24 protein-coding genes are annotated in these 21,436 nt (G+C 71.8%); 13 read left to right on the forward strand and 11 right to left on the reverse strand.

Features of this window, described 5'->3' with window-relative positions:
- The first annotated feature begins 5 nt into the window (after positions 1 to 5).
- Together ACIQZN_RS23135 and ACIQZN_RS23140 are read left to right on the forward strand one after the other, a co-directional pair.
- Positions 6 to 605 carry a hypothetical protein gene (locus ACIQZN_RS23135; RefSeq protein WP_403996967.1) on the forward strand — a complete coding sequence of 200 codons (600 nt, stop codon included), beginning with the start codon at positions 6 to 8 and terminating at the stop codon, positions 603 to 605.
- Positions 602 to 1,234, forward strand: coding sequence for an OmpA family protein (locus tag ACIQZN_RS23140; protein WP_403996970.1), 633 nt, complete (start codon positions 602 to 604; stop codon positions 1,232 to 1,234). Before ACIQZN_RS23135 ends, ACIQZN_RS23140 begins: the two co-directional genes overlap by 4 nt.
- A gap of 51 nt (positions 1,235 to 1,285) precedes the next feature.
- Here the strand turns inward: ACIQZN_RS23140 and ACIQZN_RS23145 are convergent, their stop codons facing one another.
- From ACIQZN_RS23145 to ACIQZN_RS23160, 4 genes are all read right to left on the reverse strand, one after another.
- A complete protein-coding gene (locus ACIQZN_RS23145; protein ID WP_403996973.1) occupies positions 1,286 to 2,968 on the reverse strand; it encodes an FG-GAP repeat domain-containing protein in 1,683 nt (560 codons plus the stop codon).
- A gap of 126 nt (positions 2,969 to 3,094) precedes the next feature.
- Complete coding sequence (locus ACIQZN_RS23150; RefSeq protein ID WP_403996976.1) at positions 3,095 to 4,738, reverse strand: TlrC/CarA/OleB/SrmB family ABC-F type ribosomal protection protein; 1,644 nt, start codon at positions 4,736 to 4,738, stop codon at positions 3,095 to 3,097.
- A 252-nt stretch (positions 4,739 to 4,990) separates the two neighbouring features.
- Positions 4,991 to 5,758, reverse strand: a complete 768-nt coding sequence (locus ACIQZN_RS23155; protein WP_403996978.1) for a YqjF family protein — start codon at positions 5,756 to 5,758, stop codon at positions 4,991 to 4,993.
- Complete coding sequence (locus ACIQZN_RS23160) at positions 5,755 to 6,183, reverse strand: hypothetical protein (RefSeq protein WP_403996981.1); 429 nt, start codon at positions 6,181 to 6,183, stop codon at positions 5,755 to 5,757. The genes ACIQZN_RS23155 and ACIQZN_RS23160 overlap by 4 nt, the downstream gene beginning before the upstream one ends.
- Positions 6,184 to 6,347: 164 nt before the next feature.
- Here ACIQZN_RS23160 and ACIQZN_RS23165 point away from each other — a divergent pair, with 164 nt between their 5' ends.
- Positions 6,348 to 7,259, forward strand: a complete 912-nt coding sequence (locus ACIQZN_RS23165) for a YihY/virulence factor BrkB family protein (RefSeq protein WP_403996984.1) — start codon at positions 6,348 to 6,350, stop codon at positions 7,257 to 7,259.
- Here the strand turns inward: ACIQZN_RS23165 and ACIQZN_RS23170 are convergent.
- Both ACIQZN_RS23170 and ACIQZN_RS23175 read right to left on the reverse strand, forming a co-directional pair.
- Positions 7,256 to 7,759 (reverse strand): DinB family protein, encoded by a 504-nt coding sequence (locus ACIQZN_RS23170; RefSeq protein ID WP_403996987.1) that lies wholly within the window; start codon positions 7,757 to 7,759, stop codon positions 7,256 to 7,258. The genes ACIQZN_RS23165 and ACIQZN_RS23170 overlap by 4 nt on opposite strands.
- Before the next feature lie 114 nt (positions 7,760 to 7,873).
- Complete coding sequence (locus ACIQZN_RS23175; protein WP_403996990.1) at positions 7,874 to 8,470, reverse strand: GNAT family N-acetyltransferase; 597 nt, start codon at positions 8,468 to 8,470, stop codon at positions 7,874 to 7,876.
- Positions 8,471 to 8,733: 263 nt separating this feature from the next.
- Between ACIQZN_RS23175 and ACIQZN_RS23180 the strand changes: the two genes are divergently transcribed.
- A complete protein-coding gene (locus ACIQZN_RS23180; protein ID WP_403996993.1) occupies positions 8,734 to 9,327 on the forward strand; it encodes a hypothetical protein in 594 nt (197 codons plus the stop codon).
- 11 nt (positions 9,328 to 9,338) lie between these two features.
- Here ACIQZN_RS23180 and ACIQZN_RS23185 read toward each other — a convergent pair whose 3' ends face one another.
- Positions 9,339 to 9,710: a DUF192 domain-containing protein gene (locus ACIQZN_RS23185; RefSeq protein WP_403996996.1), complete on the reverse strand. Its 372-nt coding sequence runs from the start codon at positions 9,708 to 9,710 to the stop codon at positions 9,339 to 9,341.
- Positions 9,711 to 9,800: 90 nt separating this feature from the next.
- Here ACIQZN_RS23185 and ACIQZN_RS23190 point away from each other — a divergent pair, with 90 nt between their 5' ends.
- Entirely contained in the window at positions 9,801 to 10,592 is a 792-nt protein-coding gene (locus ACIQZN_RS23190; RefSeq protein ID WP_403996999.1) for a prepilin peptidase, read from the forward strand.
- 11 nt (positions 10,593 to 10,603) lie between these two features.
- Here the strand turns inward: ACIQZN_RS23190 and ACIQZN_RS23195 are convergent, their stop codons facing one another.
- The gene (locus ACIQZN_RS23195; RefSeq protein WP_403997001.1) at positions 10,604 to 11,182 is read right to left on the reverse strand and encodes a CGNR zinc finger domain-containing protein; all 579 of its coding nucleotides are present in this window, start codon (positions 11,180 to 11,182) and stop codon (positions 10,604 to 10,606) included.
- A 141-nt stretch (positions 11,183 to 11,323) separates the two neighbouring features.
- Here ACIQZN_RS23195 and ACIQZN_RS23200 point away from each other — a divergent pair, with 141 nt between their 5' ends.
- From ACIQZN_RS23200 to ACIQZN_RS23215, 4 genes are all read left to right on the forward strand, one after another.
- Positions 11,324 to 11,854, forward strand: a complete 531-nt coding sequence (locus ACIQZN_RS23200) for an HPP family protein (RefSeq protein WP_403997004.1) — start codon at positions 11,324 to 11,326, stop codon at positions 11,852 to 11,854.
- A 58-nt stretch (positions 11,855 to 11,912) separates the two neighbouring features.
- Positions 11,913 to 12,710, forward strand: a complete 798-nt coding sequence (locus ACIQZN_RS23205; RefSeq protein ID WP_403997007.1) for a class I SAM-dependent methyltransferase — start codon at positions 11,913 to 11,915, stop codon at positions 12,708 to 12,710.
- Positions 12,711 to 12,777: 67 nt separating this feature from the next.
- Positions 12,778 to 13,236, forward strand: a complete 459-nt coding sequence (locus tag ACIQZN_RS23210; protein WP_403997010.1) for a hypothetical protein — start codon at positions 12,778 to 12,780, stop codon at positions 13,234 to 13,236.
- A gap of 64 nt (positions 13,237 to 13,300) precedes the next feature.
- Positions 13,301 to 13,864: a hypothetical protein gene (locus tag ACIQZN_RS23215; protein ID WP_403997013.1), complete on the forward strand. Its 564-nt coding sequence runs from the start codon at positions 13,301 to 13,303 to the stop codon at positions 13,862 to 13,864.
- Positions 13,865 to 14,134: 270 nt separating this feature from the next.
- Here ACIQZN_RS23215 and mgrA read toward each other — a convergent pair whose 3' ends face one another.
- The gene (gene mgrA / locus ACIQZN_RS23220) at positions 14,135 to 15,175 is read right to left on the reverse strand and encodes an L-glyceraldehyde 3-phosphate reductase (protein ID WP_403997016.1); all 1,041 of its coding nucleotides are present in this window, start codon (positions 15,173 to 15,175) and stop codon (positions 14,135 to 14,137) included.
- 200 nt (positions 15,176 to 15,375) lie between these two features.
- On the opposite strand from mgrA, the gene ACIQZN_RS23225 reads away from it, so the two are divergent.
- The 4 genes from ACIQZN_RS23225 (at position 15,376) to ACIQZN_RS23240 (ending at position 20,256) form a co-directional block, all read left to right on the forward strand.
- Complete coding sequence (locus tag ACIQZN_RS23225; RefSeq protein ID WP_018100938.1) at positions 15,376 to 16,137, forward strand: isoprenyl transferase; 762 nt, start codon at positions 15,376 to 15,378, stop codon at positions 16,135 to 16,137.
- A 185-nt stretch (positions 16,138 to 16,322) separates the two neighbouring features.
- Positions 16,323 to 17,645 carry a PhoH family protein gene (locus ACIQZN_RS23230; protein WP_403997019.1) on the forward strand — a complete coding sequence of 441 codons (1,323 nt, stop codon included), beginning with the start codon at positions 16,323 to 16,325 and terminating at the stop codon, positions 17,643 to 17,645.
- 389 nt (positions 17,646 to 18,034) lie between these two features.
- The gene (locus ACIQZN_RS23235; RefSeq protein WP_403997022.1) at positions 18,035 to 18,742 is read left to right on the forward strand and encodes a lytic transglycosylase domain-containing protein; all 708 of its coding nucleotides are present in this window, start codon (positions 18,035 to 18,037) and stop codon (positions 18,740 to 18,742) included.
- 131 nt (positions 18,743 to 18,873) lie between these two features.
- Positions 18,874 to 20,256, forward strand: a complete 1,383-nt coding sequence (locus tag ACIQZN_RS23240; protein ID WP_403997025.1) for an AI-2E family transporter — start codon at positions 18,874 to 18,876, stop codon at positions 20,254 to 20,256.
- Positions 20,257 to 20,331: 75 nt separating this feature from the next.
- Here ACIQZN_RS23240 and ACIQZN_RS23245 read toward each other — a convergent pair whose 3' ends face one another.
- Both ACIQZN_RS23245 and ACIQZN_RS23250 read right to left on the reverse strand, forming a co-directional pair.
- Positions 20,332 to 20,865, reverse strand: a complete 534-nt coding sequence (locus ACIQZN_RS23245; RefSeq protein ID WP_403997028.1) for an alkyl hydroperoxide reductase — start codon at positions 20,863 to 20,865, stop codon at positions 20,332 to 20,334.
- Positions 20,866 to 20,877: 12 nt separating this feature from the next.
- Positions 20,878 to 21,432: a peroxiredoxin gene (locus tag ACIQZN_RS23250; protein WP_362539050.1), complete on the reverse strand. Its 555-nt coding sequence runs from the start codon at positions 21,430 to 21,432 to the stop codon at positions 20,878 to 20,880.
- Between the last annotated feature and the right edge of the window lie 4 nt (positions 21,433 to 21,436).

Genomic DNA, 21,436 nt, shown 5'->3' on the forward strand with positions numbered 1-21,436 from the left:
GATCGATGACTGCTCGGTACGTGAGGAAAGTGCGCCGGTCCGGTGCCGCCGCGCTCTTGGTAGCGACGTTGGCCTTCTCTGCGGCTGCGTGCGGTGGCGACGATGACGGCAGCGGCCAGGACAAGGGGGCATCGCGCTCTGCGACGTCACAGGGTTCCGGGAAGGCGAAGAGCAAGTCCGCTGAGACGACTCCGGAAACCAACACGGTGCTGACGACCGTCAAGGGGGACTCCGGCGTGGAGATGGTCATCACTTCCGCGATGCGAGATTCGGGTGGATTCCTGACGGTAAACGGGCAGTTCAAGAACACGGGAAGCGGTGCCTACACCACGCCGATTCAATGGAGCGGCCGGGAAACTGCGGTTGCGGCCAACGGTCGGTCTCTCGCAGCGATGATGCTGGTGGATGCGCAGGCGAAGAAGCGCTACTACGTGCTTCGTGACACGGACAACCGCCCGCTGACCACGAGCGGCTACGAGCCGAGCATCGAGGCCGGTGCCACTCTGACGTTCTTCGCCCAGTTCCCCGCGCCCGAGGCGTCCACCCATGAAGTGGGTGTGCAATTCCCCGGCTTCCCCAACGCAACGATCGAGATCTCCGGATGACCCCCCGCCGCGTCACGACAACCCTCCTCGCCGGGGTGGTCGCCCTCGGGGTCGTCGGGGCGGTCGCCCCGCACGCGGTTGCCGATGACAGCCCCTACCCCTCCGCATCCGCCGAACCCCCCGTCGAGATCGACCCCCACGACACCGACCTGAAGCTCCCCGAAGGCGCCACCCTCGCCCCGCCCAAAGTCCTCGACATCAAGTCCGTCATCGAGGACCTCGGCGGCGAGGAGCGCCGCGAGGACACCAACGCGGACATCAAGTTCGCCCTCCAGGCGGAAGTGCTCTTCGGTAAGGACAGCGCCAAGCTCAGCGGTGAGGCCAAGGGGCGGATCAACGCCATCGCCGAGGAGATCAAGCGGCAGGACGCCAAGAAGGTCCGGGTGTTCGGGTTCACCGACGATCTCGGATCGTCCGCGCACGGCGACGTGCTGTCCAAGAAGCGCGCCGAGGCCGTCCACAACGTGCTGGACGAGGCGCTCGGCGGCTCCGGGATCACCTTCGAGATCCGGGGCTACGGCGAGGACTACCCGATCGCCGGCAACGACGACGAGGAGGGCCGCCGCAAGAACCGCCGCGTGGAGGTCTCCTTCCAGCGCGGCGAGGCCGAGACCGGCTCGCAGAGCTGACCCGCACCGCGCGGCGGCGGCCCGCACCAGTGCCGCCGCCGCGCGGGCGCATCAGTACAGCGCCTTGTACGTGTTGAAGCCGTACCCGATCCGCACGCGCTTGTTGAGCTTGCCCGTCCCGGTCGACGTGTACCGGTACAGGTCGCCGTAGCCGTTGACCCCGACCAGATCGGCCTTGCCGTCACCGTTGAGGTCGCCGACCGCGGCGAACTTGTTGTAGATGTCGAACCCGGTACCGATCGTCACGCGTGCCTTGAACGGCGTGGACGCCTTCCCCGTGCCCTCGTACAGATACAGCGTGCCGTCCTTCGCGATGGCCACCACGTCCGCCCGGCCGTCGCCCGTGAGGTCACCCGCGCCGACGATGTGGCGGTACGAGCCGTAGCCGTAGCCCACCTTGATCTTCGCCGCGAGCGCGGTGCCCTTGCCGTTCCCCTGGTACAGGTACAGGTCGCCCTTGGCGTCGCGCGCGAGGATGTCGCCCGCGCCGTCGCCGCTCAGGTCGCCGGGGCCGATGAGGTCGTTGTAGATGTTCCAGCCGTCGCTGATCGCGTGGCCCGCGATGTACAGCCGGCCGTTACGCACCCAGAGGTTGTCGACGCGCCCGTCGTCACCGAGGGAGACGGCGACGCGTGCCCACCCCTCATCGAAGTACGCCCCGTCCTCGCCGCTGCGGGCGAAGAACTCCCCGGTGTTCTTGGAGTGGTACCAGTAGCCGGAGCCGTCGGAGGTGACCCCCATGACGCCGTGCTTGCCGAAGTCCGGGACACCGCCCGCCCCGACGAACATGGCCGCTTTCTGCCACCCGAAGGTGCCGTGGATCCGCGCCCGGTAGTGGCCGTAGCCGGAGAAGCGGTAGATGTACGTGTCGCCGTTCGGTGTGCGGCCCATGAGGTCGCCGTTACCGTCCCCGTTGATGTCGTCCACACCCACGAGCTGGTTGTACGTGTCGAACCCGTAGCCGATCTTGGACGCCACCTTGAAGGGCTTCGCCGCGTCCCCGGTACCCATGTGGAAGTACAGGTCACCGGCGGGGGTCCGGGTGACGACATCGCCGATGCCGTCACCGGTGGAGTCGTTCAGGCCGACGATCTGGTCGTACGCGTTCCAGCCGGAGGCCACCTTGACGGCGGGTTCGAAGGGCTCGCCTTCTGTGTGCCCGTTGCCGGCGTAGAGATAGACGTCACCGGAGGGCGTGCGCGCGATCACGTCGTTCTGACCGTCGCCGGTCAGGTCGCCGGGCGCGACGATCTTGTTGTACTTCTGCCAGCCCTTCCCCGACCAGGTGGGAGGGCCCCCCACGGGGTCCATACCGACAACCGGGTGCAGCGTGAGCGTGCCGGAGGCCGTCAGGGTGAGGAGGTCGGGCTTGCCGTCTCCCTGGAGATCGCCCGGAGCGATGATGTCCTTGTAGACGATCCGGCCGCCCGGGTCAGCGGGGTCGTGGAGCTCGAAGAGGTAGTCCGCTACCGTCCCGCCCACCGACTGGAAGAGATAACCCTCCCGCGTCTGGTAGAGGATGTCGCTCTCGCCGTCGCCGGTGATGTCCATACGCGGCGTCGAGCCGACGGCCTTCGGCGCCTCGGCGCCCTTCGCGTCGGCGCCCTTCGCGTCGTCGGCCGAGGCCGGGGCCGCCAGCAGCATGCCGGCGGAGAGGACGAGCGCGGTGCAGGCCGCGATCCGGCTCGCGCGCTTCGAGCGCGCGCGGCCGGATTTCAGTGAAGACAGGTGCAAGGCCCCCCCAGGGGTGGAATGTCTGTGACCCGGCTGTCCATGAGTCGGCCGGTGTTCATATGACCGACACCGACCCTCCTCGGAGGGGGCGGATTTCAGTCATCGAACCAGCGAGTTATCGGCCAATCAGGCCGCCTCCGTACGTTCCACCACCCGCCCACCGTCCATTTCCAGCCGCCTCCCGTGGAAGCGGTCCCGCAACCGCCGGTCGTGGGTGACGACGACCACCGCGCCCCCGAACCCGGCCAGGGCGCCCTCCAGCTCCTCCACCAGCGCCGGCGCGAGGTGGTTCGTTGGCTCGTCGAGCAGCAGCAGGTCGACGGGTTCGCCGACCAGCCGGGCCAGTTCGATCCGGCGCCGCTGCCCGTAGGACAGCTCGCCCACCCGGAGGCGCAGGTCCGCCGGGCCGAACAGGCCCAGCGACAGCAGGTGTTCCGTGTGCGCGTCGAGGTCACCGCCGCGCCCGTGGGCGTAAGCCTCCGGGAGCGTCAGACCGGCCGGCCAGGGCGTCTCCTCCTGGCGCAGATGCCCGACCCGCCCCCGCGTCCGCACGGTCCCGGCGTCCGGCCGCAGCTCACCCGCGAGCACCCGCATCAGCGTCGACTTGCCGGCCCCGTTCGCCCCCGTGACCAGCAGCCGTTCCGCGCCCCCGATCCGCAGCGCGGGCACGGAGAGGCGCCGGCCGACGCGGACCCCGGCCAGCTCCGCCGCGACCGGAGGCGCGGACGCCCCGGCGGTGGTCACCCGGGCGGCGAACACCAGCGGATCCGGCGGCGGCGCGACCGGCCGCTCCGTCAGCCGCTCGACGCGCTCCTTCGCGTTGCGGATGCGGACCATCGCCCCGTGCCCCCGCCCCCGCGCCCGGAACCCGCCGTGCCCGAACACGCTGAGCGGCACCTTGCGCGGGATCGCGTCCAGCCGGGCCACGTTGGACGCGGCCAGCTCGCGGTTACGGGCCAGCTCGTCGCACCAGTCCGCGTACTCCCGCAGCCTGCGCCGGCGGTCGGCGGCCTTCGCGGCGAGGTAGCCCTCGTAGCCGTCCCCGTACCGGGTCACCCGGCCCTCGCCGACCTCCAGGACCGTCGTGGTGACCCGTTCCAGGAACACCCGGTCGTGCGTCACCGCGAGCACGGTGCCCCGGTGCGCCCGCAGGTGGTTCTCCAGCCAGTCCACCGCCCGGTCGTCCAGGTCGTTGGTCGGCTCGTCGAGCAGCAGCAGCTCCGGCCGGGAGGCCAGCGTCCCCGCCAGCGCCAGCCGCGACCGCTCGCCGCCCGACAGCGTGGACAGCGGCCGGTCCCGGTGCAGGCCGGGCAGCCCGAGACCGTGCAGGGCGATGTCCACCCGCGCGTCGGCCTCGTAACCGGCCCGCGCCTCGTACCGCGCGACCAGCTCCGCGTACGCCTCAAGCGCGGCGGTCAGCTCCGCGCCGGCCAGGCCCGCGAGCCCGCCCTCGGCCCGGCGCATCCGGGCCTCCAGCTGCCGCAGCCCGGCGAGTGAGGCGTCCACCGCGTCCTGGACGGTGTCCCCGGCGGGCAGGGCGAGCGACTGGGCGAGGTAGCCCGTGCCGCCGGGCGCGACGACGGTCAGCTCACCGTTGTCGGGCCGGTCGAGCCCGGCGATCAGCCGGAGCAGCGTGGACTTTCCGGCCCCGTTGTCGCCGATGACGCCGGCCCGCTCGCCGGGCCTGACGGTGAAGCTGACGTCGTCCAGCACGACGCGGTCGTCGTAGCGGCGGGTGACGTTCTGAAGTGTGAGTTGTCCGGTGTGCAAGAGAAGCCCCTGATTCTCGGCCCGTGCCGATCGGCGCGCGGTGGTCGGGGCGCGTCCGCGCACGCCGAGCGCACACCGAGGCACGCGTGCCGGAAGGCAGGCGTCACGGAGCTGCGAAGGCGTGCAGGTGCGGATGCGCAGGAGAATGCGCTACTGCGGAGCGGAGCTCAACGCAGGCGCAGGGGGAATATCACAGAGAACCCATGCACACCAAGGTAGGCGGGGGCAAACACATCGGCAAGCGGTTTTCGGTCAGGACGGGCCGTCAGCAAGGCCGGTCAGGACGGACCGCCCAGCCGGACCGCCCAGCCGGACCGGCACGCCGGGGGAGTACAGCACGCTGGCCGGGGCCCCGCTCGGGGCCGGCAGGCCCGCCGCCTCGATCAGGTTCTCCTCGCAGACGAGCAGGTCCGCGCGGTGCAGGGGCCAGCGGGGGTGGTCGTTGCGCAGATAGGCGGTGCGGCCGAGGACGGACTGGTGCAGGCCCCATCGCGCGGTGAGGAAGTGCTCCAACTCAGTCGGCCGGCCTATGCGTTCGCCGGGGCGCACGGTGATGCGGCTGTACGCGCCGCGAGGGCCGGGTACGCGGCGCGTGCTGGTGTAGCCGATCGTGTCGCCGGCCGCCGCCACCCGCATCCGGGACCACACGTACGGCAGGCCGAAGCCCAGCCGGCCCATCGCCGCGGGGAGCAGGCGGGACGCGTCCAGCGAGCGGAAGACGACCCCGCGCCGCCCCCGCTCGTCCACCGAGTACAGGCGGACGTTCGTCTCGGGGAACGAGCCGAGGTACGGCACACCGGGCAGCCCCAGCCACCCCACCCGGTGCATCCGGAAGGCCACAAGCCCGACGTACGTGACCCCGTCGAACGTGTCGGGCACCGTCCCCGCCGGCAGCAGCCGCGCCACCGCCTCGGGCTCCGCGGCCCAGTGGACGAAGCAGAGGTCGAGCCACTGCTGGGTGAGGAGCGGGCGGCGCAGGACGGCGGGGGCGTCGGGTGTCACGGGCGAGGTCGTCGTCACGGCCCAAGCGTGGCACGGCCGTCCGGCGCGTCCCCCACGGCATCCGGGATCGCGGCGAGATCCGCGATGAGGTCCGGGTCGCGCATCCCGGGCAGCTCGTAGCCCCGGGCCTCGTCCCAGTCGACGTCCAGGTCGTCCATGTGCACCCGCCAGTCGGCGTCCGGCAGGGCCAGGCGCAACTCCGTGACCGAATCCAGCACATGGGCGACCACCGGCAGCAGGCGACCGGGGTCGAACGGCATCTTGGTGGAGCCGTCGAGGACGGTCCCCGGCTCCGCGGTGCGGGGGTCGTACACGTACAGGCTCTCCTCGTCCTCGTACGGGAACGACGCCTGGCGCTCGGTGACGATACGGGCGACGGCGGCCGACTCCGACCCGGTCAGCGGGGTCGCGCGGCGCGCGGTGTAGTAGAGGGAGACGCTCATGGGGAGAGCGTACGAGCGGGGTCCGACAACGGGAGGCGGGCGGCTCCCGCCGGTGCGGAATCGGGTGTAGCGGGCGGGAACGTGAGCAGAAGAGGAGAGGCGGGGGCGCCCCCGTACCCCGGCGCCGCCCCGTCCACACCGCTCACGTCCCCGGAGCCGCAACCGTGTCCAGTCAGTCCAGCGGCACCGCCGCCGGGGCCCCGCCCCACCCCCGCAGAACCCCGCCGGCCGCCCCCGCCCCCGGCAGGGCCCGGCGCTGGCCGCTCGCGCTGCGCCGCACGCCCGTCTCGCTGTGGAACGACGACATATCGGACTGGGCCGCGGCCCTCACGTACTACGCGATCCTCGCGCTGCTGCCCGCGCTCCTGGTGACCGTGTCCGTCATCGGACTCGCCAGCCCGGGCGCCACCGGTGCGCTGATCGCCGACATCACCGCCTTCGCGCCCGCCGAGGCCGCCGCCGCGCTGCGCGAGCCGCTGGAGGCCGCCACCCAGCAGCGCACCGCCGTCTGGCTGCTCGTCGCGACCGGGTCCGTCAGCGCGCTGTGGTCCGCGTCCAGCTATCTCGCGGTGTTCCGGCGGGCGCTGCACGCCATGCACGGCGTGCACGACACCCGGCCGGCGCTGCGCCAGGCGCACATCATCTTGGCGTGGGCGGTCGGGCTGCTCCTGCTGATGATGGCCAGCGCCTTCGCCCTCGTACTCACCGGACCGCTCGCACGCTGGGCGGCGCACCGCCTCGGTCTGACCCATGTGGGGGACGCGGTGTGGGAGGTGCTGAAGTGGCCGGTGCTGCTGTGCCTGGTCGCCGGTCTGATCACGGTCCTCTTCCGCACCGGCCCGGAGCCGGCCCGCCGGGCCCGGCAGGCGGTGCCCGGCGGAGTGCTCGCGGCGCTGCTGTGGCTGGCCGCGTCGGCGGGATTTGCGCTGTACGCCACGTACATCGGCTCCTACAGCCGGCTGTACGGCTCACTGGCGGGGCTGGTGGTGTTCCTGATCTGGGTCTGGTTCACCAACCTGGCGCTGCTGTCCGGGGCCCAGTTCAACGTGGAGCTGGACCGGGCCCGGAGCGACTAGTCCCCCGTGGTCCCGTCCACGATCTCGCGGATGATGTCGATGTGGCCGTTGTGACGGGCCGTCTCCTCGACGAGGTGCAGCAGGATCCAGCGCAGGTCTTGGCTCGTGCCGTTCGAGCGCTTCTGCTCGGCCCGCGTGTCCAGGTCGTGGGCCGCGACCAGCTCCCGGTAGCGGGCGCTCTGCTCCTCGTACTCCTTCAGTACGTCGGCGAGCGGCATGTCGACGGCGATCCGCATCTCGCGGTCCGGGTCCTCGTCCGTCCACGGGCCCTCGTCCTCGCCGCCGAGGAAGACGACCTCGAACCAGTAGTACTCGACCCAGCGCAGATGGTTGACCACCCCCGCGATCGTCATCAGCGGGGAGCCGGGCAGGGGCGCCCGCACGGCGTCCTCCTGCGAGAGCCCTTCGCACTTGGCGAGCGCGGTGGCGCGGGTGTAGTCGAGGAAGGTGGTCAGCTGGGTGCGCTCGTCCCAAGCGGGAGGCGTATCGGTGCGTGTCATCGCCGCACAGCTTCCCGGGGGCGGGGCGGGCTTGTCCACCGCTTATGTGCCGAAGCGCGGGGCGGGGTTGTCCACCGCTCATGTCCCGATGCGCGGGGCGGGCTTGTCCACCGCTCAGGTCCCGGCGCGCGGGGCCGGCTCCCGCGGCGCCGGATGTCCGGGCCCGAGGAACACGGCGAGGTCCGGGCCCTCCGCGGGGCCGGGCACCCGGCGCCAGCCGAGCCGCCGGTAGAGGCGCACCGCGGGCCCGGCGTCCGCCGAGGTCAGCAGCCAGCAGCGGCCCCCGGGGGCGGACGCGGTGACGGTCTCCAGGAGCGCGGCCGCCAGGCCGGCCCCCCGGGCGTGCGGGGCGAGCGCGAGTTCGTCCACCTCCAGCGCGCCGACGAGCCAGGCTGCCGTCCGTCCGGGGCCCAGGAGCGAGGCGACGGCCGCGTAGGCGCGGGTGGACGGGAAGGGGGAGCCGGTGGTCCAGGCCGTCGCGAACCCCACCACCGAGGCGGCGTCCGGATTCTCCGGGTCACCGCTCAGCGCGAGTGCGGCCCGGAATCCGGGGCGGGCGGCGTCCTCCGCCAGGCGGCGGACGTAGCCGTCGGCCTGCTCCGGGTCCTCGTGCCACGGAGGGCCCGCGAACGCCTCCGCATAGGTCTGCCGTATCCCGTCCCGCCGCGCCAACAGCGCGTCGGCGTCGCTCGGTTGGACCCACATCACCATGTCGCGACTCCCCGCAGCCCCCGCCCGTCGGACCGGCCGGCCCGCCCGGCGAGTCTACGAGCCGCCCCCGCGCACACGGGCGCCCCGTCGACGCGGTCGCGCGCGGACACCGTGCACCGGCCGCCCCCGTGCGCACGGGCGCCCCGGACCAGGGGTTGCCCGTACGCTCGGGTACCGACCACCCGCCGGCCCCCCACGCCGCCGCTCCGTGCGGTGACGCGGGCGGGGCGGGCAGCCACCACGAGTACCGAGGTGACGCGCCGATGAGTGACGGTTTCTTCTGCTCGTACCACCTGTGCTGGAGCCGCCCCGACGCCGAGTCGCTGCTCGGCGACCTGGAGGCGGCGGGTGTGCGGGCCGACCACCCGGTCACCCGGCGCATCACCCTGATCAGCCCCGGAGCCGACCCCTCCGGTACGCAGTCCTGGGTGAGCCGGGACCAACTCGTGCTGCTGGCCGGGCTGCAACGCCTCGACCGGGTCGACTTCCTGCTGTGGCTGCCCGATGGCGAGGAGATACGGGCCAAGGTCAGCCGGGGCGGCGACGGCACGGTGGAGCTGCGCTTCGGCCTCGGCGCGCCGGCCCGCGACGCCCGGGAACGGGCGGTCCGCGCTGTGCGCGAGGCGATAGGGCGGGCATCGCTGCTCTGCGTGGGCTTCGTGCTCGACCGCGAGGGCGCGTCGGCGGCCACCGACTGGGCGGGGTTCATCGTCAAGGGGGCGGTGTACTTCGACTGCTGGCCGGACACGCTCGCGCTGCTGCCCGAAGTGGCCGCCGCGCAGCCGCAGCTGTCCGGCGTGAACTCCTTCCAGCAGTCACCGTGGGTCGTCTACGGCAGCGACGTGCCCCGCAGATAGACGGCGGGTGCCTACGGAGCCTGCTCGACCCGGACCTGCACCCCCGGGCGCAGCCCCCACGCCGCCATCGCGCCCGCCTCCGCCTCGATCACATGGCGGCCGCGCGGCCGGGGCAGCCCGAGCCGGCCCGGGCGCATCGTGTGGACCGCCAGCACGTTGAACCTCCGGTCCAGATAGGCCACATCGATCGTGAACCGCATCCGGAAGGAGTGCACGCTCCCGCACGGCGTGATCATCAGCGCCCCGTCGACCCCGTCCCGGCCGAGCAGTCCGCGCGCCCGGTGCCGGTAGGAGGCCGCGATCCGCAGCGGCACCCGGATCTCGGTCACGCCGTCCCGGTCCGTGATCGTCAGCGTTCCCGTGCCATCGCGCCATCGAGCCATGGCCCCGACGGTAGCGGCGACCGGACCGCCGCCGGGCCCGAATCCACAGGCCCAACCCCCGCCCGGACCACGCCGATTAGGATCGCTGGGGTGTACGCCATGCTGATAGGGGTCGCCGCGCTCTGGGGCGCCGCGACCGGGCTCCTGGTCCCGCGCGCCGCCTACCGGTTCTCCGTTCCGCCCGGCGAACCCTGGCGGGACGCCTGCCCGGCGGGCCACCCGCTCACCGGCCCCGCCCGCGCCTGGCTGGGCGCGGCACGCTGCGGCGGCTGCGCGGAGGGGGCGGTCGCGGAGGTGCGTACGGGGGCGTCCGGCGCCGTGACAGCCGAGGGAGCGCCCCGCCCCGCCCCCCACCGCCTCGCCCCCGTCGTCACCGCGCTCGCCTGTGCCGCCCTCGCCTGGTCGACCGGCACGCGGCCCGAGCTGGCGGCCTGGCTGCTGCTCGCCCCGGTCGCCGTGCTCCTCGCGAGCATCGACCACCGCGTGCACCGCCTGCCGGACGGGCTGACCCTGCCGGCCGCCGGAGCCGCCGCCGTACTCCTGGGCCTGGCGGCCCTGCTGCCGGAACACGCGGGCTCCTGGCTCTCCGCCCTCCTCGGCGGGCTCGTCCTGGGCGCGTTCTACTTCCTGCTCTTCCTCGTCAACCCGCGCGGCATGGGCTTCGGCGACGTCAAACTGGCCCTCTCCCTGGGCACGGTCCTCGGCTGGTACGGCTGGCCGGTCGTCTTCGCGGGCGGCTTCGCGGGGTTCCTGTTCGGCGCGGTGTACGGGGCAGGACTCGTCGCGCTGCGCCGCGCGAACCGCAAGACGGGCATCCCGTTCGGCCCGTTCATGATCGCGGGAGCCTTTCTGGGGCTGCTCTTCGGCGGACTGGCGGCCTGACCGCAGCGGGGTCAGCGCGTCCGGGCGCTGTGGCGCGCCACGCGGGCGCGGTTCCCGCAGGCGGGGCTGCACCACTGCTGGCCCGTGCGCAGGGCCGAGAAGAACAGCACGCAGCTGGGCGCCGGGCAGCGCCGCAGGAGTGCGCGGCGCGGCGAGGTCAGCAGCCGCGTGGCCGACGCGCAGACCTGGGCGGCCACGATGTCCATCACCCGTACCCCGTCCGGCCATTCGAGCCGCGGCCCGGCGTCGGTCCAGCCGACCGCGGCCTGCTGCACGCCCTGCGCCCTCTCGGTCACCAGGCCGAGCGAGGCGGTGGGCGGCCGCCCACCGTCGACCAGGGCATCGAGCAGGTCCCGTACGGCCTCGCGGACGGCGAGCGCGGTCGTGACGTCCGGGGCTCCCATCACTACGGGGGCTACGTCGCTCATGCCGAGGCGCGGGCGGTACGCGTCGACCCAGTGGGCCAGCCCGTGCGGGGTGCCGATCTCGTCGATCAGGGCGCCCGCCTCGTAATGCCACGAGCTGGTGAACTCGACCGCCAGGGGCTCAAGGGGGCGGATTTCGAGCGTGTCCTTGCCGTGTGTCGTCATTCCGGCCCTCCCTGCCCCGCGCGTAGGCGGATTCTTCCAGGTTCCGCGAACGGCCGCGCGATCGGGCGGTTGCGGGTAGATTCACCTCATCGATGCTAACGGGCAAGCCATTAGCGTCGGCCTCGAAGGGAACCCGACACGATGACGCAGACCAGGCCCCCGGCCGAGGTCCCCGCCCCCGCGCGCCCCTGGCACGCGACGCAGGCGCCGCCCCGGCCGAAGCCGCTGACGACGCTGGTCGCCACGGCGACCAGCGTCGCCGCCCTGACCCTCCTGGTGGCACTGGGAGAGTGGTCGCACCAGGTCCTGCTCATCCCGCCGCTGGCGGCCAGCATGGCGTTGATCGCGGGCGCCTCCCAGACACCTCTCGGGCAGCCCCGCAGCGTGATCGGCGGCCAACTCGTCTCCGCCCTGACCGGCTTCCTGGTCCTCGCCGTCCTCGGACAGGGCGTCTGGTCCTCCGGCATCGCGGGCGGCCTCGCGCTCGGCGCGATGCTGCTGCTCCGCGTCGCCCACTCACCCGCCGCCGCAACAGCCGTGATCGTGGCCGCGACCGCCCCCTCCACCGGCCCGTTCCTCGCCCTGCTGGCCGCGGCGACGGTCCTGCTGGTACTGGTGGGCCTGGTCGGGAACCGCCTCAACAGGCAGGCGTATCCGGTCTACTGGTGGTGAGCCGGCCTCGCCCGTAAAGCGGTCGCGGGCGGACCGTTCCGGCTGGGATCATCGGGCCATGCCCGAAACGCCCGATACCCCGCCCACGCCCGGCGAAGCCGCCCGGTTCGACGCTCTCGTCGCCGAGGCGGACCGTGTCTCCGTCGATGGGTGGGACTTTTCCTGGCTCGACGGGAGGGCGACCGAGCAGCGGCCCTCCTGGGGGTACGCGCGGGCCATGGGGGAGCGGATGGGGCGGGCGCGGGCCGCGCTCGATGTGCAGACGGGCGGGGGTGAGGTGCTGGCCTCCGTGCCGGAGTTGCCGCCGCTGGTCGTCGCCACCGAGTCCTGGCCGCCGAACATCGCCCGGGCCACCGCGTTGCTGCACCCGCTCGGAGTGGCCGTCGTCGCGGACGAGGACGAGCCGCCGCTGCCGTTCGGGGACGGGGCGTTCGACCTGGTGGTCAGCCGGCATCCGGTGACCACGTGGTGGGACGAGATCGCCCGGGTGCTGGCCCCTGGCGGCACGTACTTCTCGCAACAGGTGGGCCCCGCCAGCGTCTTCGAGCTCGTCGAGTACTTCCTCGGGGCGCAGCCCCCGGAGGTGCGCGAGGCGCGCGACCCGGAGCGGGCGCGGGCCGACGCCGAGGCGGCCGGGCTCCACGTCGTGGACCTGCGGTCGGAGCGGCTGCGCACCGAGTTCTTCGACATCGGGGCCGTCGTCTACTTCCTGCGCAAGGTGATCTGGATGGTGCCCGGCTTCACGGTCGAGGCGTACCGGCCCCAACTCGCCGCACTGCACCACCGGCTGGAGACCGAGGGCCCGTTCGTCGCCCACACCACCCGTTTCCTGATCGAGGCACGCAAACCCGCGTGAGGCCAACGCCCCCACACGGCCCGAAAAATGGCACTCTGGTCGCGAGCGCTCGGGGAAGGAGCTGGCCATGGACCTCGGCACCGACGGGGACGCCGCGCACGGCCCGCGCCGGGGTGGCGCCGAGTGGCTCAAGGGGGCCAGGATCGTCGGCGTCCTCGGGATCTTCTACCGCCCCGAGGGCCGGATGGGCGAGCCGGAGGCCGTCTCGTTCGTGCTGGACGACGGCCAGTCGGTCCGGCTGACCTGCGCCTCCGACGGCACCCTGCATGTGGGCGCCGGCACCTGGCCGCGGCTGCCCGACTGGTGTGTGCCCGCCGCCCAGTGGGAGTTCGCCGAGCTGGCCGGTCTGCCGCAGCCCCCGGAGGGCGGCTGGACGGTGCTGAGCACGGACGAGCGCCGGGACGCGCGGGGCGAGGTCCACGAGGCCGTGATCCGCTGCGAGGGCGGCCGCTTCGTGGTCGTCGGCGGGGACACCGTCGGCGTCCGCTTCACCCGGGGCCACCGGGGCGCTGCCGCCGCGACGTGACGGAATGGCATCGGGTGCCAACTCCCGCCGTCACACGCCGGGTTCCCGGCCCATACTCGTACGCATGACCTCCGCGAGACGTACGCCCCCGCTCCGCGCCGCTGCGACCGCCCTCCTGATCGGCGCGGCCCTCGCGGGCTGCGGTACCGAGGTGGTGTACAACGACGGTTCCCCCTCCCCGGCCGCCTCCGCGTCGGGCCCGAGCGGCGACCAGGGCGGCGACCAGGGCGGCGAGCAGGGCAACGACCAAAGCGGGGAGCAGGGCGGCGACGCCAATCCGCACTACGCCGAGAACCACGCCTTCCAGTCCACCCTCGACCTGTCCGACGCGGACCGCGTCCGGGGAGAGGCCGAGGTGAAGCGGGTGAAGCAGGCGCTGGCCGCGCTCGCGGAGGGGCAGAAGTCCACCGAGGACGCGGTCTTCCACGCGCTCCACGCCCTCGGATACCCGGACGGATCGGTCACCACGGCCACCTTCGGGACGGGCCGCACCTCCTTCACCGTAACCCTCGGGACCCTCTGCCTGGACGGCTCGCTGGACGGCATGGTCAACGGTCTCGTCAACGCCGAGGCGCACGGTCGCTACATGGAGGGAACGGGCTGCGTGAAGCCGCGCGGCGGCCACTGACGAGCGGAATGTGGACATCCTGTGGACGTCTCGGGCGTGTTTCCGGTGCCCGTCCCGGGGTGGGTGGTGTTCTCGCAGGTCAGAGGCGTACGGCGAGGGCCGACCGGTGACCGGAGCGAAGCCTTTCACTCTCGGAGAGTAATTATTTCGCGCCGCGGCACCCAGCATCACTTACGAAGGGTTATGGTGGAAACCCCCCCTCGGGCCGGTCCGTAACCCCCCCCACGGACCGGCCCGTTTTTTGTGCCCGGCGCCGGGCCGGGCGGGCGTTCAGCCCCGCGCGGCCCAGATGTTGGTGCCCTCGGTGTCGACGGCGAAGGCGTCGATCTCCTTCAGCTCCTCGGCCGACAGCTCCGGGCCCGCCAGCGCCGCGACGTTCTCCTCCAGCTGCCCCACGCTCGACGCGCCGATCAGCGCGGACGTCATCCGGCTGTCGCGCAGGACCCACGCCAGGGCCAGCTGGGCGAGCGACTGGCCCCGGCGGCGCGCGATGTCGTTCAGCCCGTTCAGCCGGCGCACCACCTCCTGCGACAGCAGGTCCGGGTCGAGCGACTTGCCCTGGGTGGCCCGCGAGCCCTCCGGGATGCCGTTCAGGTACTTCCCGGTCAGCAGCCCCTGGGCCAGCGGGACGAAGGAGATGCAGCCCATCCCGGCCGCCTCCAGCGTGTCCAGGAGCCCGTCGTCCTCGGTCCAGCGGTTGATCATCGAGTAGGACGGCTGGTGGATCAGGGCCGGGACGCCCATCTCCCGCAGCAGCCGCGCCGCCTCGGCGGTCTGCGCCGAGTTGTACGAGGAGACCCCCACGTACAGCGCCTTGCCCTGCTGTACGGCGGAGGCCAGCGCCCCCATCGTCTCCTCCAGCGGAGTCTCCGGGTCGAAGCGGTGCGAGTAGAAGATGTCGACGTAGTCCAGGCCCATCCGCTTCAGCGAGGCGTCCAGCGACGACAGCAGGTACTTGCGCGAGCCCCACTCCCCGTACGGGCCGGGGTGCATCTCGTACCCCGCCTTGGTCGAGATCAGCAGCTCGTCCCGGTACGGGGCGAAGTCCTGGCGGAAGAGCTTGCCGAAGTTCAGCTCGGCCGAGCCGGCCGGCGGGCCGTAGTTGTTGGCCAGGTCGAAATGGGTCACCCCGAGATCGAAGGCGCGGCGCAGGATGGCCCGCTGGGAGCCGAGCGCCCGGTCGTCGCCGAAGTTGTGCCAGAGGCCGAGCGAGACGGCCGGGAGCTTGAGCCCGCTGCGTCCGCTGCGGCGGTACTCCATGGAGTCGTAGCGGGTCGCGGCGGCCTGGTAGGGGGAAGAGGAATCAGTCACGATTATCTCTTTATCACGGACTTGTGACAGGCCGAGTTGGGTGGGTGCGGCGCCCGCGCAGTAATGTGGCCTGACGGGACTGCCATGACACGGCGGGGCGATCCGCCCCCTTCCAGTGCGGCGATCCGATCCCCAGGGGACGACCCCGGACCCCTGGCGAAGGGGCCGGCGGGCCCGCACGGAACCGAGAGGTGGACTCAGTGAACTTGCGCGACCTGGTGTACGGGCTCTACGCGCGCCGGGTGGAGGCCCGCCTCGACCATTCCCAGGTGCCCAAGCACATCGGCGTCATCCTCGACGGCAACCGGCGCTGGGCGAAGGCGTCCGGCGGCACGGCGGCCGAGGGCCACCAGGCCGGGGCCGACAAGATCAAGGAGCTCCTGGGCTGGTGCAGCGAGACCGACGTCGAGGTCGTCACGCTCTGGCTGCTGTCCACCGACAACTTCGACCGGCCCGAGTCCGAGCTGACCCCGCTCCTCGGCATCATCGAGAACACGGTGCGCGGCCTGGCCGCGGACGGCCGCTGGCGGGTCCACCACGTCGGCACGCTCGACCTGCTGCCCGCCCACACCCAGACGGTCCTCAAGGAGGCCGAGCAGGCCACGGTCGGGGTCGACGGGATACTCGTCAACGTCGCCGTGGGCTACGGAGGCCGGCAGGAGATCGCCGACGCCGTGCGCTCCCTGCTCCTCGATCACTCCGCCAAGGGCACCTCCTTCGAGGACCTGGCCGAGATCGTCTCCACCGACCTGATCTCCGAGCACCTCTACACGCGCGGCCAGCCCGACCCCGACCTCGTCATCCGCACCAGCGGCGAGCAGCGCCTCTCCGGCTTCATGCTCTGGCAGAGCGCGCACTCGGAGTACTACTTCTGCGAGGTCTTCTGGCCGGCCTTCCGCCGGGTCGACTTCCTGCGGGCCCTGCGCGACTACGCCGCCCGCCACCGGCGCTACGGAGGCTGAGCCCGGCGGGCTCAGCCCCGCCGTCCCCCGGAAGAGATCCTGTCGGCATGGCCGGCCGGGTAAGAGGGCATATCCCTGACAGGCCGGCGCCCGGTCGCCAACCAGGTGGGCGCCGATGACAAGCGGGATGCTCCGCGACGGCCCGCCGTCGCACGCCAGCCTCTTCCGAGGGGGTACGTCCTTCCGTGGTGACCAGCACAAAGCGCCGCCTGCCCGACAGGCGCACCTACGTTCTCGACACCAGCGTCCTGCTGGCCGATCCGAACGCCATGGCCCGATTCGACGAGCACGAGGTCGTGCTCCCCGTCGTCGTGGTCACGGAACTGGAGGCCAAACGGCACCATCCGGAGCTCGGTTACTTCGCCCGCCAGGCCCTGCGCCTGCTGGACGACTTCCGGGTCCGCTACGGCCGGCTGGACGCGCCGATCCCCCTCGGGGACCTCGGCGGGACGCTCCGCGTCGAGCTCAACCACTCCGATCCCGGCGTTCTGCCCGCCGGCTACCGGTTGGGGGACAACGACTCACGGATCCTGGCGGTCGCGCGCAACCTCCAGGCCGAGGGGTACGACGTCACGGTCGTCTCCAAGGACCTCCCGCTGCGCATCAAGGCCTCATCGGTCGGCCTCCTCGCCGAGGAGTACCGCGCGGAGCTGGCGATCACCGACTCCGGCTGGACGGGCATGGCCGAACTGCCCCTCGCGGCCGATCAGGTGGACCTGCTCTTCGCCGAGGAGACGCTGTACGTCCCCGAGGCCGCCGAGCTGCCCGTCCACACCGGCCTGGTCCTCCAGTCCGAGCGCGGCAAGGCGCTCGGCCGGGTGACGCCCGAGGGCAATGTGCGGCTCGTCCGCGGCGACCGGGAGGCGTTCGGCATCCACGGCCGCAGCGCCGAACAGCGCATCGCCCTGGACCTGCTGCTCGACCAGGAGGTCGGCATCGTCTCGCTGGGCGGCCGGGCCGGCACCGGCAAGTCGGCGCTGGCGCTCTGCGCGGGGCTCGAAGCGGTGCTGGAGAGAGGACAGCACAAGAAGGTGATGGTCTTCCGCCCGCTGTACGCGGTGGGCGGGCAGGAGCTCGGCTATCTCCCCGGCAGCGAGGCCGAGAAGATGAGCCCCTGGGCGCAGGCAGTCTTCGACACCCTCTCGGCCGTCTCCGGGCGCGAGGTCATCGAAGAGGTGCTGGGGCGCGGCATGCTGGAGATCCTGCCGCTCACCCACATCCGGGGCCGCTCCCTGCACGACGCCTTCGTGATCGTGGACGAGGCGCAGTCGCTCGAACGGAACGTCCTGCTGACCGTGTTGTCCAGGATCGGGACGAATTCCCGGGTCGTCCTCACGCATGACGTGGCCCAGCGGGACAACCTCAGGGTCGGCCGTTACGACGGTGTGGTCGCCGTGGTCGAGAAGCTGAAGGGGCACCCGCTCTTCGCCCATGTGACGCTCACACGTTCGGAGCGTTCCCGCATCGCCGCACTGGTGACCGAAATGCTGGAGGAAGGTCAGATCTGATACGGGTTGGGACGTTGACGCCGCCCGGCGGGCCAAGCAGCCTAGCCGGGCGGCGGCGTGTTGCGGCGCCTTTTCCGTAATTCGGGTCCGCCAAACGGGGTGTGACCTTTCACACGCAACGGAGAATTGCTTCCCCCGGTCCCGTTCCGGCAGAGTCTTGCTTCCGTCAGGCCCCGCATACGGCACACCGGCACCTCCAGAGGCGCCACGCACCACACAACTCAACAACCGCCGTCCGTATGCCGCCCGCGAGCACCACGCGGCGCTCCTCCAGGGGAGTCGCCCACCGGGCCCGTGCCTCCCGTGACCCAAGCAGTAGGGAGGCCAGTGTCAAGGGCACGATTGCGCCCGCGAGGTCACCTAAGCGGGCGATGCTGGAAGGACACCGTGTGAGCCGGATTTCGGTCCGGGGGTTCGCCGTGGCATCAGCCACCGCGGTCACCACCGTAGGCGCCGTCGTAGGCGTTGCATCGGGCAGCACCCCTGCTGCCGACGACAACAACTTCGAGGCGACCGCAGCCGACACCACGCTGCTCGCAGACATTCCCGCGGGCCAGCAGGCCCAGGTGCAGACCGCTTCGCTGACGCAGCAGGCCGACGCCCAGGCGTCCGCCGCCGACGCCGCCGCGAAGAAGTCCGCGGAGGAGACCGCGCGCGTCCAGGCCGCCAAGGACGCCAAGTCCAAGAAGCAGGCCGCCGAGGACAAGCTGGAGCGCGAGCGCGAGGCGAAGAAGAAGGAAGCCCAGGAGCGCGCAAGCCGCTCCGAGGTCCGTTCCACTTCGTTCGCCGTGCAGAGCTCCTACAGCGTGGCCGAGGTCCAGGCGATGGCTCGCCAGATGATGCCCGCCGACCAGTTCCAGTGCTTCAGCAACATCGTGAACCACGAGTCGAGCTGGAACTACCGGGCGAGCAACCCGGGCTCGGGCGCCTACGGTCTCGTACAGGCCCTCCCCGGCTCCAAGATGGCTTCGGCCGGCGCCGACTGGATGACCAACCCGGCCACCCAGATCAAGTGGGGCCTCAGCTACATGAACAGCGCGCGCTACGGCAGCCCGTGCGCCGCCTGGTCCTTCTGGCAGGCCAACCACTGGTACTAGAACCAGGGTTCACCTGCGCAACCTCGTGAAGCCCCTCGCCGTCCTTCGGTGAGGGGCTTCACGCGTGTACGGTCGTGCGGAACGCTCCCGGGGGAGCGGTGGGGAGAGCGGACGGGGGTAGAGGAAGCGTTATGTCGAAACTGCCGGGGTGGCTCGGACAAGTGGGTGCTGAGCTGAGCAGGCTGAGCGAGCGCCTTGATGAACGACGGGCCGAGACGGAGGCCGACGACCCCCTGCCCGGGGGCACGGACCCGGCGGGGACCGGGAAGGACGAGGCGGCCCCCGTGGACCAGGTGCCCGCTCCGCCCTCCTACGCGCCCACCGTGGCCGCGCGGCCCGATCCGGTCGCGGCGATCCCGTGGGGGATGCGGGTCGCGGCCGAGGCGGGCTGGCGGCTGCTGGTGCTGGCGGGGACCCTGTGGGTGCTGATGCGGGTCATCAGCGCCGTACAGCTGGTCGTACTGGCCTTCGTCGCCGCGCTGCTCGTCACCGCGCTGCTCCAGCCGACCGTGGCCCGGCTGCGGCGCCACGGGCTGCCGAGGGGCCTGGCGACGGCCGTCACCGCGATCTCCGGCTTCGTCATCATGGGCCTGGTCGGCTGGTTCGTGGTGTGGCAGGTCATGGACAACATCGACACCCTGTCCGACAAGGTGACGAAGGGGATCGACGACCTCAAGAACTGGCTCCTGGACAGCCCGTTCCATGTGACCGACAAACAGATCAACGACATCGCCAAGAACCTCAGCGACACCGTCGGCACCAACACCGAGGCGATCACCACCGCGGGCCTCCAAGGCGTCACCGTGGTCGTGGAGTTCATGACCGGCGCGCTGCTCGCGATGTTCTCGACGCTCTTCCTGCTCTACGACGGCGCGCGCATCTGGCAGTGGGTGCTCAAGCTGGTGCCCGCGCAGGCGAGGCCCGGGGTCGCCGGGGCCGGTCCGCGCGCCTGGCGGACGCTGACCGCCTATGTGCGCGGCACGGTCATCGTGGCCCTGATCGACGCGATCTTCATCGGGCTCGGGATCTACTTCCTCAACGTGCCGATGGCGGTGCCGCTGGCCGTCTTCATCTTCCTGTTCGCCTTCATCCCGCTCGTCGGCGCGGTGGTCTCCGGGGCGCTGGCGGTGGTCGTCGCGCTCGTCACGGAGGGCGTGTTCACCGCGCTGATGGTGCTGGCCGTGGTCCTCGCCGTGCAGCAGATCGAGGGCCATGTCCTCCAGCCGTTCATCCTGGGCCGGGCGGTGCGGGTGCACCCGCTGGCCGTGGTGCTCTCGGTCGCGGCGGGCGGCATGGTCGCCGGGATCGGCGGTGCGGTGGTGGCGGTGCCGCTGGTCGCGGTGACCAATACGGTGGTCGGCTATCTGCGCAGTTACGGGCAGGAGGAGTCGCGCCGCCACTCGCCGCCCCCGCACGGGTCGACCGCGCTGGACGCGGCGCCCGCCCCGGCCTCCGGCGCCCCGCCGGAGAAGCCGGACAAGGGCGGGGACGAGCCGTCGCCGGACGCCTCGTAGCGCGTACGCACAGAAGAAGGGCCCCTCGGACGGTCGGTCGTCCTCGGGGCCCTTCCCGTATTCAGAGTACGGCGCCTACTCGGCGAGTACCGCCTCGGCGTCGAGAGTCACACCCACCGCCTGGATCACCGAGGCGATCTTGACGGCTTCCTGGATGGTCTCGCGGTCCACGCCGGCCTTGCGGAGCACCTGCTCGTGCGAGTCGAGGCACTGGCCGCAGCCGTTGATCGCGGAGACGGCGAGCGACCACAGCTCGAAGTCGATCTTCTCCACGCCCGGCTTGCCGATGACGTTCATCCGCAGACCCGCGCGCAGGTTCCCGTACTCGGGGTCCGAGAGCAGGTGGCGGGTGCGGTAGAAGACGTTGTTCATCGCCATGATGGCGGCGGCCGACTTCGCGGCGGTGTACGCCTCCGCGGAGAGGTTGGCCTTCGCCTCCGGCTCCAGCTCGCGCAGCACCTTCGGCGAGCGCGAGGCGATCGCGCAGGCCAGGACGGTGCCCCAGAGCTGCTGCTGCGGGAGCTCGCTGTTGCCGATGACCGAACCGAGGTTCAGCTTCAGGTCCTTGGCGAAGTCCGGTACGGCGGACTTCAGTTCGTCGAGAGCCATAGCGGTATCAGCTCACTCGCCCGAGAGGAGCGCGACCGGGTCCAGGGTGTTCTCGCCCTTGGTCCAGTTGCAGGGGCACAGCTCGTCGGTCTGCAGAGCGTCGAGGACCCGCAGGACCTCCTTGGGGTTACGGCCCACGGAACCGGCGGTCACCATCGTGAACTGGATCTCGTTGTTCTGGTCCACGATGAAGACGGCGCGCTGGGCGAAGCCGTCCTCGCCCTCGATGCCGAGGTCACGCATGAGCTCGTGCTTCGAGTCGGCCATCATCGGGAACGGCAGGTCGGTCAGGTCCGGGTGGTCCTTGCGCCAGGCGTGGTGCACGAACTCGGAGTCGCCGGAGAAGCCGAGGATCTGGGCGTCACGGTCGGCGAACTCCTCGTTCAGCTTCCCGAAGGCGGCGATCTCGGTGGGGCACACGAAGGTGAAGTCCTTCGGCCACGCGAAGACGACCTTCCACTGACCCTCGTAGGTCTTGTGGTTGATCTGCTCGAACTCCTTGCCGCTTTCCAGCGACACGCAGGCGGTCAGGTCGAACTCGGGGAACTTGTCACCGACAGTGAGCACGCGC

Origin of the sequence: Streptomyces sp. NPDC097595 (assembly GCF_044761525.1) — a bacterium.
GTDB classification, from domain to species: domain Bacteria; phylum Actinomycetota; class Actinomycetes; order Streptomycetales; family Streptomycetaceae; genus Streptomyces; species Streptomyces drozdowiczii_A.

Coding starts and splice junctions, on each gene's coding strand:
- ACIQZN_RS23215 (WP_403997013.1), top strand. CDS start 13,301: ATGACCTCCGCGAGACGTACGCCCCCGCTCCGCGCCGCTGCGACCGCC.
- ACIQZN_RS23200 (WP_403997004.1), top strand. CDS start 11,324: ATGACGCAGACCAGGCCCCCGGCCGAGGTCCCCGCCCCCGCGCGCCCC.
- ACIQZN_RS23135 (WP_403996967.1), top strand. CDS start 6: ATGACTGCTCGGTACGTGAGGAAAGTGCGCCGGTCCGGTGCCGCCGCG.
- ACIQZN_RS23210 (WP_403997010.1), top strand. CDS start 12,778: ATGGACCTCGGCACCGACGGGGACGCCGCGCACGGCCCGCGCCGGGGT.
- ACIQZN_RS23245 (WP_403997028.1), bottom strand. CDS start 20,865: ATGGCTCTCGACGAACTGAAGTCCGCCGTACCGGACTTCGCCAAGGAC.
- ACIQZN_RS23170 (WP_403996987.1), bottom strand. CDS start 7,759: ATGACACGCACCGATACGCCTCCCGCTTGGGACGAGCGCACCCAGCTG.
- ACIQZN_RS23240 (WP_403997025.1), top strand. CDS start 18,874: ATGTCGAAACTGCCGGGGTGGCTCGGACAAGTGGGTGCTGAGCTGAGC.
- ACIQZN_RS23195 (WP_403997001.1), bottom strand. CDS start 11,182: ATGACGACACACGGCAAGGACACGCTCGAAATCCGCCCCCTTGAGCCC.
- ACIQZN_RS23180 (WP_403996993.1), top strand. CDS start 8,734: ATGAGTGACGGTTTCTTCTGCTCGTACCACCTGTGCTGGAGCCGCCCC.
- ACIQZN_RS23185 (WP_403996996.1), bottom strand. CDS start 9,710: ATGGCTCGATGGCGCGATGGCACGGGAACGCTGACGATCACGGACCGG.
- ACIQZN_RS23205 (WP_403997007.1), top strand. CDS start 11,913: ATGCCCGAAACGCCCGATACCCCGCCCACGCCCGGCGAAGCCGCCCGG.
- ACIQZN_RS23140 (WP_403996970.1), top strand. CDS start 602: ATGACCCCCCGCCGCGTCACGACAACCCTCCTCGCCGGGGTGGTCGCC.
- ACIQZN_RS23175 (WP_403996990.1), bottom strand. CDS start 8,470: ATGGTGATGTGGGTCCAACCGAGCGACGCCGACGCGCTGTTGGCGCGG.
- ACIQZN_RS23160 (WP_403996981.1), bottom strand. CDS start 6,183: ATGAGCGTCTCCCTCTACTACACCGCGCGCCGCGCGACCCCGCTGACC.